The organism is Streptomyces sp. NPDC058525 (genome assembly GCF_042719495.1).
In the GTDB taxonomy this organism is placed as follows: Bacteria; Actinomycetota; Actinomycetes; order Streptomycetales; family Streptomycetaceae; genus Streptomyces.
In genome coordinates this window covers 1-13,577 of record NZ_JBHXNP010000011.1, presented here as the reverse complement: position 1 = coordinate 13,577, position 13,577 = coordinate 1, and the positions used below count along the sequence as shown (strand labels likewise).

The following is a 13,577-nucleotide window of genomic DNA, read 5'->3' as shown; positions in this document are numbered from 1 at the left end:
GCCCGAACGGCGTACGGGGCGTGTCGTACGTCGGCGTGCCCGCCCGCCCCGCCTCCGTCCTGCCGGTGTAATGAGCCCCGGCAGGACGGAGTCCGATGCACGAGATGTCGATCGCCATGGCCGTCGTCGGCCAGGTGGAGGAAGCGGCCGCAGCCGGCGGCGCGAGCGCGGTGACGGCCGTCCGGCTCGAGGTCGGAGAGCTGGCGGGCGTGGTCCCCGACGCCCTGGCCTTCTGCTTCGAACTGGCCTGCGCCGGAACCGTACTGGAAGGCGCCCGCCTGGTCACCGAGACGGTGGCGGCCCGCGCCCGGTGCGGTTCCTGCGGGCGGCAGTGGCCGACCGGCATGCCTCCCGAACTGTGCTGCCCCGGCTGCGCGCGGGCCACGGACGTCGAGCTGCTCGCCGGCCGCGAGCTGCGGATCCTCACCGTGGACTGGGAGGACGGTCCCGCTCCCGGCGCAGCCCGTACCCGCGAACCGATCTCCGAGGAGGGCTGAACCATGTGCCGAGTGGTCGATCTACGGCAGGCGGTGCTCGCCAAGAACGACGAGGCCGCGCACACCCTGCGCACCGAACTCACCGCGCGCGGAACCGTGGTCGTCAACCTGCTCTCCAGCCCGGGCAGCGGGAAGACGGAACTGCTGGAGCGGGAGCTGCTCCTGGCCCGGGAGCGGGGGGTGCCGGTGGCCGCGCTGACCGCCGACCTCGCCACCGAGAACGACGCACGGCGGCTGGCCCGTTCCGGAGTACCGGTCAAGCAGGTGCTCACCGACGGGCTCTGCCACCTGGAGGCCGGGATGCTGGGCCGGCACCTGGACGGATGGCTGCCCGAGGACACCCGGATCCTCTTCGTGGAGAACGTGGGCAACCTGGTCTGCCCCGCGTCCTACGACCTGGGGGAGTCCCTGCGCGTGGTGCTCGCCTCGGTCACCGAGGGCGAGGACAAGCCGCTGAAGTACCCGACCGCCTTCGGTCTGGCACAGCTGGTGGTGGTCACCAAGACGGACATCGCGGGGGCCGTGGCCTTCGACGAGGCCGCCTTCCGCGCCAACGTCCAGCGGGTCAACCCCGGCGTGGAGGTGGCGCTGACGTCCGCCCGCGCCGGTGAGGGCCTGGGCCTGCTGCTTGACCGGGCACTGGCGGTGGGCGCGGGCACCGCGGCGCACACGCCGGTCATGGCGGGTCAGCCGCACACGCACGGGCACGGGCACGGCCACAATCACAATCACGATCACGATCACGATCACGGGCATGACCACGATCACGATCACCACGATCACGATCACGACCACGGCGACCACGATCACGATCACGACCACACGCACGGCACGCCGCACACCGTGGTGCCGACGCGCTGATGGAGACGGTCGAGCGGCGCCGGGTCACCGTCCGGGGCGTGGTGCAGGGCGTCGGCTTCCGGCCGTACGTGTACACCCGCGCCACCGGCCTCGGCCTCGCCGGGCACGTCACCAACACCCCCGAGGGGGTCGTCGCCGAGGTCGAGGGCGCACCGGCCGCCGTCAGCGCCTTCTGCGACCGGCTCGCCGCGGACGCGCCCCCGCTGGCGGTGGTGGACGCCGTCGACCACCGCCGGGTGCCGGTCGCGGGCGGCACCGGATTCAGCATCGTCGCCTCCCGCACCGGCGGCCCCGCCCGCACGCTCGTCCCGCCGGACGTGGCCACCTGCGCGGACTGCCTCGCCGAACTGGCCGACCCGGCCGACCGCCGCCACCGCCACCCCTTCATCACCTGCACGCACTGCGGACCGCGCTTCACCATCGTCACCGGCCTGCCGTACGACCGGGCCCACACCACGATGGCCGCGTTCCCGATGTGCCCCGACTGCGCCCGCGAGTACGCCGATCCCGCCGACCGCCGGTTCCACGCCCAGCCCGTCGCCTGCCCCGCCTGCGGGCCCCGGCTGCGGCTGCTCGCCGGACACCCGCCCCACGAGGTGACCGGTACCGACCCGGTCGCCGAGGCCCGCAGGCTGCTGGCCGCCGGGGCGATCCTCGCCGTCAAGGGGATCGGCGGCTACCACCTGGCCTGCGACGCCTCCCGGCCCGGCGCGGTGGCCGAGCTGCGCCGCCGCAAGGCCCGCGGGGACAAACCCTTCGCCGTGATGGCCCGCGACCTCGCCGACCTCGACCGGCTCGTCCACATCGGGCCCGAGGAGCGCGCCCTGCTGACCGGGGCGGCCCGCCCGATCGTGCTGCTGCGCCGCCGGGCCGCCGCGCCCGGCGCAGTGGCCGCAGGGGTGGCCGACGAGGTCGCCCCGCGCTGTCCCGACCTCGGCGCGATGCTCCCGTACACGCCCGTGCACCACCTGCTGCTCGGACTGCCCGGCGACCCGCCGGGTCCCCGGCTGCTCGTCATGACCAGCGGGAACCTCTCCGGGGAGCCCATCGTCACCGACGACGAGGAGGCCCTGGACCGGCTCGCCGGCCTCGCCGACGCCTGGCTCACCCACGACCGCCCCATCCACGTGCCCTGCGACGACTCGGTGGTGCGCGTCTGCGACGGCGAGCCGCTGACCGTACGGCGCTCCCGCGGCTACGCCCCGCTGCCCGTCGCGCTCCCGCTGCCGGTCCCCGCGGTCCTCGCCGCCGGGGGAGACCTGAAGAACACCTTCTGCCTCGGCGAGGGGCGCCGGGCCTGGCTGTCCGCGCACATCGGCGACATGGACGACCTCGCCACCCAGTACGCCCGCGAACGCGCCGAACGGCAGCTGGAGTCCATCACCGGCGTCAGACCCGCCCTCCTCGCCGCCGACCTCCACCCCGGCTACCGCTCCGGACAGCGCGCCCGCCGCGACGCCGCCGGCCGGCCCCTGGTCCGCGTACAGCACCACCACGCCCACATCGCCTCCGCGATGGCCGAACACGGCCTGGACGGCAGCCGGCCGGTGATCGGCGTCGCCTTCGACGGCACCGGCTACGGCGACGACGGCGCGGTGTGGGGCGGGGAGTTCCTGCTGGCCGACTACGCCGGCTACACGCGCTTCGCCCACCTCTCCTACGTCCCGCTGCCGGGCGGCGACGCGGCCGTGCACCGCCCGTACCGCATGGCCCTGTCCCAGCTGCGGGCCGCGGGCATCGAATGGACCTCCGACCTGCCCTGCGTGGCGGTCTGTCCGCCCGACGAACTGCGGGTGCTGCGCGGTCAGCTGGAGCGGAACCTGAACTGCGCCCCCACCTCCAGCATGGGCCGCCTCTTCGACGCGGTGTCCTCGCTGGCGGGGGTCTGCCACCGCTCCGGGTACGAGGCGCAGGCCGCGATCGAGCTCGAGTCCGCGGCGCTCACCGCGCCCGCCGACGACGCACCCGCCCCGGGGTACGCCTTCGCGCTGCGCCCGCCCCCGGACGGCGCCGAGGGGCCGGTGGCCGCGGATCCGGCGCCGGTGCTGGCCGCCGTGGCGGCCGACGTGCGCGCGGGCACCGACCCGGCGCGGATCGCCCGCCGCTTCCACACGGCGGTGGCCGACCTCGTCGGCGCGCTGTGCGTCCTGGCCCGCGAACGGCACGGCCTGGACACGGTCGCGCTGACCGGCGGGGTCTTCGCCAACACCCTGCTCTCCTCGGCCTGTGCCCGCGTCCTGGACGAGCGGGAGTTCACCGTCCTGCGGCACGTCCGGATCCCGCCGAACGACGGGGGACTGTCGCTGGGCCAGCTCATGGTGGCGGCAGCGGTCCACGCCACGGATGACCATTCCTAGCGAAGGAGAACCCATGTGTCTGGCGGTACCGGGCCGAGTGCTCGACATCGGGGAGAAGGACGGCACCCGCATGGCGACCGTCGACTTCGGCGGCGTGCAGAAGGAGGTGTGCCTGGAGTACCTGCCGGACCTCCAGGTCGGTGAGTACGCCATCGTGCACGTGGGATTCGCCCTCCAGCGCCTCGACGAGGAGTCGGCCCGCCAGACCCTCGAACTCTTCGCGCAGCTCGGCATGTTGCAGGAGGAGTTCGGCGACCCCTGGGAGCAGGCCGCGGCCGAGGGCGGTGTCCCGTGGCCGTTCACCGACGACCCCGACGAAGCCGCAGCGCAGGAGGAAGCCCGCCAGTGAAGTACATCGACGAGTTCCAGAACCCCGAGCTCGCCCGCAGGCTGCTCGACGACATCCACGCCACCGTGACCCGCCCCTGGGCCCTGATGGAGGTCTGCGGCGGCCAGACGCACACCATCATCCGGCACGGCATCGACCAACTCCTACCGGAACAGGTCGAGTTGATCCATGGCCCGGGCTGTCCGGTGTGCGTCACCCCGCTGGAGGTCATCGACAAGGCCCTGGAGATCGCCTCCCGTCCGGATGTGGTCTTCTGCTCCTTCGGCGACATGCTGAGGGTGCCGGGCACCGGCCGCGACCTCTTCCAGGTGCGCAGCGAAGGGGGCGACGTACGGGTCGTGTACTCCCCGCTCGACGCGCTGCGGATCGCGCAGGAGAACCCGGGGCGGGAGGTCGTGTTCTTCGGCATCGGCTTCGAGACCACCGCGCCGCCCAACGCCATGACGGTGTACCAGGCCAGGAAGCTGGGCATCCGCAACTTCAGCCTGCTCGTCTCCCACGTCCGCGTCCCCCCGGCCATCGAGGCGATCATGCGGTCGCCGAGCTGCCGGGTCCAGGGCTTCCTCGCGGCCGGGCACGTGTGCAGCGTGATGGGCATGGGGGAGTACCCGGAGCTGGCGGCCCGCCACCGGGTCCCGATCGTGGTGACCGGCTTCGAGCCGCTGGACATCCTCGAAGGCGTACGGCGCGCCGTACGGCAGCTGGAGCGCGGCGAGCACACCGTCGACAACGCCTACGCGCGCGCGGTGCGCCCGGAGGGGAACCCGGCCGCCCTCGCCATGCTTGAGGACGTCTTCGAGGTGACCGACCGGGCCTGGCGGGGCATCGGGGTGATCCCGGACAGCGGCTGGCGGCTGTCGGAGCGCTACCGGGAGTTCGATGCCGAGCACCGCTTCTCGGTGACCGGCATCAACACCCGCGAGCCCGCCGAGTGCCGCAGCGGCGAAGTGCTCCAGGGGCTGCTCAAGCCGCACGAGTGCGAGGCCTTCGGCACCCTGTGCACCCCGCGCAGCCCGCTCGGCGCCACGATGGTGTCCAGCGAGGGCGCCTGCGCCGCGTACTACCTGTACCGCCGGCTGGAGCTCACTCCCGCCCGGACCGCCGTTTCGCCGGAGGCGAGCCCCGTTGCCTGAGACCGCGCAGCACACCACCGCGCAGCACACCCCCGCGCAGCACACCACCGCGCAGCACACGCCCGCGCAGCACACGCCCGCGCCGCCGGCGCTCGACGTCACCGGCTGGACCTGCCCTGCCCCCCTGCGCGACCGCCCCCGCGTGGTGATGGGCCACGGCGGGGGCGGCGCGCTCTCGGCCGAACTGGTCCAGCACCTGTTCGCCCCCGCCTTCGGCGGCGAGGTGCTGGCCCAGCTCGGGGACTCCGCCGCGGTCTGCCTGGGCGGGGTCCGGCTGGCCTTCTCCACCGATTCGTACGTCGTGCGGCCGCTGTTCTTCCCTGGCGGCGGCATCGGCGACCTGGCGGTCAACGGCACCGTCAACGACCTGGCCATGAGCGGGGCCCAAGCCGCCTACCTCTCCTGCGGGTTCATCCTCGAAGAGGGCGTCGAGATGTCGGTCGTGGCGCGGGTGGCCGAGGAGATCGGAGCCGCCGCGCGCGCCGCCGGGGTGGAGGTGGCGACCGGCGACACCAAGGTCGTCGAGGCGGGTCACGGTGACGGGGTGTACGTCAACACCGCGGGCATCGGGCTGATCCCCGCCGGGGTGGACCTGCGGCCCCAGCGGGTCGTGCCCGGTGACGTCGTGATCGTCAGCGGTGAGATCGGCCTGCACGGGGTGGCCATCCTGAGCGTCCGGGACGGGCTGGAGTTCGGCGTGGACATCGAGAGCGACTGCGCGCCGCTGAACGGTCTCGTCCGGGCCATGCTGGCCGTCACCCCGGACCTGCACGTGCTGCGCGACCCCACCCGCGGGGGTCTGGCGGCCGCCCTCAACGAGATCGCGGCCGCCTCCGGGACCGGTGTCGTCATCCAGGAGGGCCGCGTGCCGGTCCCCGCCGCCGTCGCCAACGCGTGCGCGATCCTCGGTCTCGACCCGCTGTACGTGGCCAACGAGGGCAAGCTGGTCGCGTTCGTCCCGCGCGAGCACGCGGACGCCGTCCTCGACGCCATGCGAGCCCACCCGCTGGGCCGGCACGCGGCCGTGATCGGCGAGGCGGTCGCCGACCACCCCGGCCTGGTCGTGGCGCGCACGGGCCTCGGCGGCACCCGGGTGGTCGACCTGCCCATCGGAGAGCAACTGCCACGCATCTGCTGACGCGGGCCGGGCAGGAGATGATGGAAGGGGAGGTCCGTTTCTGCGAGGCCGGACCGAGCGCGGAGGAGGTGTGCGTGCCATGACGGAGCACGACGGCGGTCCGTCGGCGCGGAATCTGGAGGAGGGCCGCCTGCTCAAGGAGCTGGAGGCCATCCACCGCACGCGACACGAGACGCTGCTGCACGGGTCGGACGACGCCCTGGTGACCCATACGCAGCGGATGAACGAGCTGGAGCACGAGTACGTGCGCCGGCACCCGCAGCGGGCCCAGACGGCCGGCCGCACCCGCTCGGGAGCGCGGGCCCGCGGCGCCGCGGAGCAGGGCGCGCCGTAGCCCGGAGCGGCGGCCCGCGGCCCGCCCTGCCCGGCCCCGAGGCCAGCACCCCCGGCCCCGAGGCCAGCACCCCCGGCCCCGAGGCCCGCACCCGCCCGGCCCCGAGGCCCGCACCCGCCCGGCCCCGAGGCCCGCACCCGCCCGGCCCCGGGGGCCGGGCGGCCGGGCGGCGGCCGGGGTCACTCCTTGTGCGTGTAGCGCACGCGCGCCCACAGCGGGAGGGCGAACCAGCACAGCAGGTACCAGGCCAGTACGCCGGCCACCAGCCAGGGCACGAACGCGTTGTGCGTGGCCGCCCGCAGCACCAGCAGGAGCGCGGCGGTGAGGGTGGCCAGCAGCAGCAGGATGCCCGCGAACGTCAGCCGTGAGGCCCAGGCGACCGTCTCGGGCTTCATCCGGCGGCCCGAGACGATGCGGTGGAAGGCGACGGGAGCGATGAGCGCCCCCGTGGACAGGGACCCCAGGACGACGGTGACGATGTAGATCGTCTTGTCGGTCTGGGGCAGGCCCTGGAAGTGCGGCGTGAAGACGACCGTCAGCAGGAAACCGAAGAGGATCTGCACGCCCGTCTGGGTGACCCGGATCTCCTGCACCAGCTCCTGCCACTGCCGGTCCGCGCGCTCTTCCTCGCTTTCGTCCCTGCCGTCGTTCCGTACGGCGTCGTCTGCCTCTGCGCCCATGCCGCCTCCCGGTGGGCGTCACCTCCGGGCCTGCTGGCCCCCGGTGGCGCTCTCGTTCCCGCGTTTCGTCCATGGTCACCCCGCGGTCGGCGATCGGCAGGTGCGGGAACCGGCCCGCAATGGGTCACGCTTGCCTCGGATGAGACATCTTTGTATCATTCGAGGCGAAGGAGGCTCATCATGGTGTCGGAAGAACAGCTGCTGGACAGCGCCGCGCGCGTCCTCGCCGGCGACCACAGCGCCTCGATGGTGCAGATCGCGGCAGGGACCGGCACCAGCCGTGCCACGCTCGGCCGCCGCTACGCCACCCGCGAGGCGCTGCTGAAAGCCGTCGCGGTCCGCACCATCCAGGTGGTCGACGAGTGCCTCGCCCCGGCCGGCCTGCCCGAGACCGCCGACGGCGCGGCCTTCGACCGCGCCCTGGAGGAGCTGGTCGTCGCCCTGCTGCCCGCCGCGCACCTGTACGGCTTCACCTCGCGGGACGCCACCGTCCTCGCCGACCCGCGGTTCCGGGCCGGCATCGACCGGCAGGACCAGCGGGCGCTGGCCTTCCTCGCCCACGGCCAGCGGCTGGGGCGGCTGCGCGCCGACCTGCCGCCGTACTGGATCTGGTACGCGCTGTGGGGACTGCTCGACGCCGCCGCCGAAGGCGTCCGCGACGGGCGCCTCGCCCCGCGCCAGACCGGCCGTCTGGTCCTCACGTCCTTCCTCGGCGGGATCCGGCCCCCCGGACAGCCGTCCGCGTAGCCGCCGGTCCGCCCCTCTCCGTGCACCGACCCGAACGGAACCCCATGCATCCCGCCGCGCTCGACCCCCGCCGGTGGATCGTCCTCGCGATCCTCTCCGGCAGCCTCCTGCTGATCTCCATGGACACCACGATCCTCAACGTGGCCTTCCCCTCCCTCGTCGGCGACCTCCAGCCCAGCGCCGTACAGCAGCTGTGGATCATCGACATCTACGCGCTCGCGCTGTCCGGCCTGCTGGTCACCGCCGGAGCGCTCGGAGACCGCTGGGGGCGCAAGCGGCTGCTCATGGTGGGCTTCGGCATCTTCTCGCTGGCCTCGCTCACGGCCGTCTTCGCCACCGAAGCCTGGCACGTCATCGCGGCCCGCGCGCTCCTCGGCATAGGCGGCGCGGCCATCATGCCCTCCACCCTGTCGATCCTGCGCAGCGTCTTCACCGACGCCAAGGAGCGGGCCTTCGCGCTCGCCGTCTGGGCGGCCGTGTTCGGCGGCGGCATGGCCTTCGGCCCGGTCGTCGGCGGGCTGCTCGTCCAGGACTACGGCTGGCACTCCGCCTTCCTCCTCAACCTGCCCGTCGCCGCCCTCATCGTCGCCGCGGGCCTGCGCTACCTGCCCGAGTCCCGCTCCCCGCGCAGCACCGGCGCCTGGGACTGGTGGGGCGTCGGCCAGTCCATCGTCGGCATGCTCGCCCTCGCGGGCGGCATCAAGCAGCTCGGCAAGAGCGGCGTCGGCGACCCGCTGCCGTGGGCCCTGCTGGCCGTGGCCGCCGTCGCGCTGACCGTCTTCGTACGCCGCCAGCTGCACCGGGACAATCCGCTGCTCCAGGTGCGGCTGTTCGCCAAGCCCGCCTTCAGCGTCGCGGCGACCGCGATCTTCCTGCCCATGGTCGGCATGGGCGCGATCCTCTTCCTGGTCACCCAGTGGTTCCAGTACGGCCAGGGCTACACCCCGCTGGAGGCCGGCCTGCGCCTGGTGCCCGCCCCGCTCGCGCTGATCTGCGCCTCGATGGTGGCCCCCGCCCTCATGCAGCGCTTCGCGATCCGGCACGTCCTGGGCGCGGGCCTGGTCGTCCTGGCCGTCGGCATGGCCCTGCCCTGGACCTTCCAGCAGTTCACCGACCTCGGATACCCGGCCTTCGCGGCAGCCCTGACCGTCATGGGCCTGGGCGCCGGCATCGCGACCACCGTCGCCTCGGTCACGCTGATCTCCTCCGCGCCCGCGGACGAGGTCTCCAGCGCCGCCGCCATCGAGGAGACCTGCTACGAACTGGGCTCGGCCATGGGCGTGGCCATCCTCGGCTCCACCGCGGCCGCGCTCTACCGGGGCAACCTGCCCGCCCTGGACCTCGACGGGCCGAGCGCCGCGGCCGTACGGGACTCCGTGGGCGAGGCCGCGCACATCGCCGAGACGCTCGGCGGCGCCGTCGGCCAGGCCCTGATCGACACCGCCTCGCAGGCCTACACCCTCGCGATCACCCCGGCGTTCCTCATGGCCGGCGGGCTCGCGATCGCCGCGGCGGCCACGACCTGGGCGCTCATTCCGCGCGACCTGCGGCCCACCGAGAACCACTGATCCGAACCGACCCGAACACGGGCGGGGCGGGCGCCGGCCCCAGGGTGGTGGTGCCCGGCGCCGCGCGGTGGCCCAGCCCCGTCCGGTACACGTCCAGGGCCGCCTCGGTCCGGCCCGTCCGGCGCAGCAGGTCGCCCAGCATCCGGCACAGGTCCGCGAGGTCGCCGCTGGCCCCGCTGCGCTCCAGCAGGGCCAGCGCCTGCACGTAGTGCTCCTCGGCCGTCTCCGGCTCACCGCGCTCCTCGGCCATCAGGCCGAGGAGCCGGTGCGCGCCCGCGGCGTGCACGGCCCCGTGGCTGTCGCCCAGCTCCAGCAGCGCCGAGAGCAGCTCGGCGGCCTCCCCCGACCGGCCGAGCCGGCGCAGCACGTCGGCCAGCTCCACCTCCACCTGCGCCGTGTACAGGGCCGCGCGCCGGGCGGCCAGCATCTCCCGGGCCGTGCGCAACTCGCGCTCCGCCGCTTCGAGTTCGCCGTTCTGCGCCTGGACGTACCCGCGCATCCAGTGGCAGTGCGCCAGATCGGTCCGCAGCCGCAGCTGCCCGTAGATCGCCTGGGCCTTGGCGAGCGAGGCGTCGGCGTCGGCCACCCGGCCCTCGGCCAGGAACGTCCGCGCCACCTGCCGGTGCATCCCCGCCACCAGCGCCGGATCGCTGACCTGCGGGGCCAGTGCGAGGGCGAGCTCGGCCGCGTGGGCGGCGCGGGCGTGGGCGCCCATGTCGATGTACGGCCCGATCACCGCGGCGTAGAGCAGGACCAGCGCCTCGGGATCGGCCAGCCCGCTCGTGCCCAGCTCGTCGATGGCGGACTCCAGCAGGTAGCAGGCGTAGCGCAGCTCTCCCGCGAGCAGGTGGGCGACGGCGCGGCCGCGGACCGGGCGGGCCCGGCGGGGCAGCGGCTCATCGGCCAGCAGGCGCTCGGCCGCCTCGAAGTGGCCGATCGCGTCCGGCAGTTCCCCCGACTCCAGGGCGCACTCGCCCAGCCCGAGCAGCGCCTCCGCCTGTTCCGGCACCAGCGCCAGCTCCCGCGCCTCGTCGAGCAGCCGCCGGTACCGTACGGCGGCCTCGTCGGCCGCGCCGGTGCCGAGCGTCTGCTGGGCGTCGGCGAGCGCCAGTCGCAGCTCGGTGGCCAGGTGGGCGGGGCGGCCGGTGGCCAGCTCCTCGTACGAGGTGCCCAGGCGCCCGGCGAGGAAGCGCAGCGCGGTCTCCGACGGGCGGACCCGGCCCGACTCCAGCGTCGAGATGTAGGCGGGCGTGTAGCTGGGCTCCGCCAGCTGCCGCTGGGTCAGGCCCAGTTCGGTGCGCAGCCGCTGAACCCTGCCGCCGATGCGGGCCGGTTCGTCCATGGAATCCCCCTGGTTGCTCGAACTCCCCAGTATTCAGGGGGATCAGGTCATTGCGCACGCCCCGCGTGCCACCTAGTTTAAGCAACCGATTCAGCAGGCTTAACTCCTTGCTTAACTGTCGGCTCAACCGCCTTTCCAGGGGGAGGACTTCATGCGTCCAGTCAGAGGCCGGGCCAGGGGGCCGGTGCTGCGCGCCGCCCTCGCGGCAGCCTGCGCCGCCGCGGTTCTGGTGACGGCGGCTCCGGCCGGGGCGGCCGGCCCGGCGCCGGCGGCGGGCGGGGTCGAGGTCGAGATACCGGGGCCGGAGCACGGCGGCGACGCCGGGTCCGGCCACATCCGCGTACCGGCCGCCGGGGCCCGGGCGAAGACCGCGGGCGGGCTCTCCGAGGCCGAGCGGGCCGCCGACGGCGAGGTCGCCAAGATGATCGACAACGGCCCCACGGGCGACCGCCTCGACGTGGTCGTCATCGGCGACGGCTACACCTCGGCCGAGCTGGAGCGGTTCCGCGCCGACGCCCGGCAGAAGTGGGACGAGGTGACGGCCGTCGAGCCGTACACCACCTACCGGAACCTCTTCAACGTGTGGACGGTCGACGCCGTCTCCCGCGAATCGGGCGTCTCCGGCGACCCCGCCCCGGCCACCGTCCGCGACACCGCACTCGGCTCGTACTTCTGGTGCGAGGAGATCGAGCGGCTGCTGTGCGTCGACCAGCCCAAGGTCGACGCGTACGTGGCGAAGGCCCCGGCGGCCGACCTGGTCATCGTGCTGGCCAACAGCGCCAAGTACGGCGGCGCCGGCTACAACGAGCGCAGCGACACCCTCGGCTACGAGGGGATATCGACCGCCTCGGCGGGCCACCCGAAGTCCGGCCAGGTGGCCATCCACGAGACCGGCCACTCGCTCGGCAAGCTCGCCGACGAGTACTTCTACGCCGGCGTCCCGGAGTACGAGGAGTACACCGGCCCCGAGCCCGCGGAGTCCAACAGCTCAGCCCTGCCCGCCGACCGGATGGCCGACCGGCAGGCCAAGTGGTACCGCTGGCTCGGCGAGACCTCCCCGGACGGCGGCACGGTCGGCGCGTACGAGGGCGGCGGGTACTACACCACCGGGCTGTACCGGCCCACCGACAACTCGATCATGCGGGTGCTGGGCAAGCCCTTCAACCTGCCCGGCGTCGAGGCGATGATCGGCGGCTTCCACCGGCACGCGCGGACCGTCACGCCCCTCACCCCGACCGACCGCACCCTGCGGCTGCGGCACACGGCGAAGGCGGCCGTGCCGAGGCTGGCCGGAGCGGACGGCCGCCAACTCGTGGTCAGGTGGTACCTCGACGGCAGGGAGCTGAAGAGGTTCGAGGGCCGCACCGAGGTGGCGGTGGCCGACCTGTGGCTCTTCGACCTGCGCACCCACCGGCTCACGGTCACGGCCGAGGACCGCAGCCCCTCCGTACGCGACCCGGCGATCGCCCGCACCCTGCGGTCCACGGCCGAGTGGAAGGTCCGCCTCTGAGCCCTGGCGCCGGGTCCCTCAGACCCGGCGCCAGGCGGCCATCGCCCAGGAGAACAGCCCGAACAGCATGAGCCCGGCGGCGACCAGCACCAGGAGCCAGGGTCCCGCCGGGGTCAGGGTGAAGGCGCGAAGGGTGTCGTCGACACCCTTCGCCTCCGACGGGTCGAAGCGCACCGCCGCGTATACGACGAAGGCGCCCGCCGCGGCGAAGACGGCGCCCCGGGCCACGCCGCCGGTGACACCGACGAATTCGACCGCCTTGCGGACCCCCTGCGGCATCCGGTCCGTCTTCAGGTGCTTGAGGAAGGTGCGCATCGCGGCCCGTACGGCGATCACGGCGCCCCCGACGGCGATCGCCGCCCCGGCCGCGCCGACCCACCACGGACCGCCCGGCAGCTCCATCACCCGGGCCGTCGTGTCACGCGACTGCTCGTCGCCGGACTGCCCGCCGCCGGACCCGGCCGCGAAGGACAGCACCGAGAACGCGACGGCTCCGTAGAACACCGCCCGCGCCGCCGACGCCAGCCGCTTGCCGGCCTTGTCGCCGTCGGGGCCCGCCGCGCCGAACACCGCCTCCGACAGCCGCCACAGCATCATGCACACCACGCCGATGCCGACGGCCCATACGAGGAAACCGCCGAGGGGCTGCCGGGTGAGCTCCTGGAGCGCGCCCGTGCGGTCCGCCTCCGGCCCGCCGCCCCCGAAGGCCACCCGGAGGGCGAGCAGCCCGACGAGCACGTACAGCACGCCGCGTGCCACCAGCCCGCACCGGGCCACCACTTCGCGGCCCGTGCCGCCCCGGGAGGCGGTACGTACACCCTCGCGCCTTGCGCTTTCGCGTGTCTTCCCGCCGCTTGTCATGACACGCGGCTACCCGGGCCGGGCCACTCCATGCCCCTGCGCCGCCGTACTACTGGTCGGGCCAGCCGGGCCCCAGGGGACGCGCAGCGGCCGGGGGGGGCCCCCCCCGGGGGGGCGGGGGGCCCCCCCCCGGCGTCGCCGCCCCCCCCCCCGGGCCGAAGCCAGGGCGGGGGGGATGGGCCTAGCCGCCGGGGTTTTTG

General features: G+C 74.2%; 13 protein-coding genes. 10 read left to right on the top strand and 3 right to left on the bottom strand.

Annotation, left to right across the window (positions count from 1 at the left end; translation table 11 throughout):
* Positions 1-95 precede the first annotated feature (95 nt).
* The 7 genes from ACFWP3_RS08590 to ACFWP3_RS08560 all read left to right on the top strand — a co-directional run bounded on the left by ACFWP3_RS08590 (position 96) and on the right by ACFWP3_RS08560 (position 6,669).
* On the top strand, positions 96-497 hold the full coding sequence (locus ACFWP3_RS08590) for a hydrogenase maturation nickel metallochaperone HypA (protein ID WP_384217648.1): 402 nt from the start codon (positions 96-98) through the stop codon (positions 495-497).
* 3 nt (positions 498-500) lie between these two features.
* Positions 501-1,358, top strand: a complete 858-nt coding sequence (gene hypB, locus ACFWP3_RS08585) for a hydrogenase nickel incorporation protein HypB (RefSeq protein WP_384217646.1) — start codon at positions 501-503, stop codon at positions 1,356-1,358.
* The gene (hypF, locus tag ACFWP3_RS08580) at positions 1,358-3,715 is read left to right on the top strand and encodes a carbamoyltransferase HypF (RefSeq protein ID WP_384217644.1); all 2,358 of its coding nucleotides are present in this window, start codon (positions 1,358-1,360) and stop codon (positions 3,713-3,715) included. Before hypB ends, hypF begins: the two co-directional genes overlap by 1 nt.
* A gap of 13 nt (positions 3,716-3,728) precedes the next feature.
* Positions 3,729-4,064: a HypC/HybG/HupF family hydrogenase formation chaperone gene (gene hypC / locus ACFWP3_RS08575; protein ID WP_384217641.1), complete on the top strand. Its 336-nt coding sequence runs from the start codon at positions 3,729-3,731 to the stop codon at positions 4,062-4,064.
* Positions 4,061-5,197: a hydrogenase formation protein HypD gene (gene hypD, locus ACFWP3_RS08570; protein ID WP_384217639.1), complete on the top strand. Its 1,137-nt coding sequence runs from the start codon at positions 4,061-4,063 to the stop codon at positions 5,195-5,197. The genes hypC and hypD overlap by 4 nt, the downstream gene beginning before the upstream one ends.
* Before the next feature lie 148 nt (positions 5,198-5,345).
* The gene (gene hypE, locus ACFWP3_RS08565; RefSeq protein ID WP_384217866.1) at positions 5,346-6,335 is read left to right on the top strand and encodes a hydrogenase expression/formation protein HypE; all 990 of its coding nucleotides are present in this window, start codon (positions 5,346-5,348) and stop codon (positions 6,333-6,335) included.
* A 79-nt stretch (positions 6,336-6,414) separates the two neighbouring features.
* Positions 6,415-6,669, top strand: a complete 255-nt coding sequence (locus tag ACFWP3_RS08560) for a DUF6158 family protein (RefSeq protein WP_384217637.1) — start codon at positions 6,415-6,417, stop codon at positions 6,667-6,669.
* A 179-nt stretch (positions 6,670-6,848) separates the two neighbouring features.
* On the opposite strand, the gene ACFWP3_RS08555 is transcribed toward ACFWP3_RS08560, so the two are convergent.
* Positions 6,849-7,349: a DUF6328 family protein gene (locus ACFWP3_RS08555; protein WP_384217635.1), complete on the bottom strand. Its 501-nt coding sequence runs from the start codon at positions 7,347-7,349 to the stop codon at positions 6,849-6,851.
* A 180-nt stretch (positions 7,350-7,529) separates the two neighbouring features.
* Here ACFWP3_RS08555 and ACFWP3_RS08550 point away from each other — a divergent pair, with 180 nt between their 5' ends.
* On the top strand, positions 7,530-8,096 hold the full coding sequence (locus ACFWP3_RS08550) for a TetR/AcrR family transcriptional regulator (RefSeq protein WP_384217632.1): 567 nt from the start codon (positions 7,530-7,532) through the stop codon (positions 8,094-8,096).
* A gap of 44 nt (positions 8,097-8,140) precedes the next feature.
* Positions 8,141-9,664 carry an MFS transporter gene (locus ACFWP3_RS08545; protein WP_384217630.1) on the top strand — a complete coding sequence of 508 codons (1,524 nt, stop codon included), beginning with the start codon at positions 8,141-8,143 and terminating at the stop codon, positions 9,662-9,664.
* Here ACFWP3_RS08545 and ACFWP3_RS08540 read toward each other — a convergent pair.
* Positions 9,627-11,006 (bottom strand): tetratricopeptide repeat protein, encoded by a 1,380-nt coding sequence (locus tag ACFWP3_RS08540; protein ID WP_384217628.1) that lies wholly within the window; start codon positions 11,004-11,006, stop codon positions 9,627-9,629. The genes ACFWP3_RS08545 and ACFWP3_RS08540 overlap by 38 nt on opposite strands.
* A gap of 151 nt (positions 11,007-11,157) precedes the next feature.
* Between ACFWP3_RS08540 and ACFWP3_RS08535 the strand changes: the two genes are divergently transcribed.
* On the top strand, positions 11,158-12,516 hold the full coding sequence (locus ACFWP3_RS08535; protein ID WP_384217625.1) for a M64 family metallopeptidase: 1,359 nt from the start codon (positions 11,158-11,160) through the stop codon (positions 12,514-12,516).
* Positions 12,517-12,534: 18 nt separating this feature from the next.
* Here ACFWP3_RS08535 and ACFWP3_RS08530 read toward each other — a convergent pair whose 3' ends face one another.
* On the bottom strand, positions 12,535-13,377 hold the full coding sequence (locus tag ACFWP3_RS08530) for a DUF1206 domain-containing protein (protein WP_384217623.1): 843 nt from the start codon (positions 13,375-13,377) through the stop codon (positions 12,535-12,537).
* Positions 13,378-13,577 lie beyond the last annotated feature (200 nt).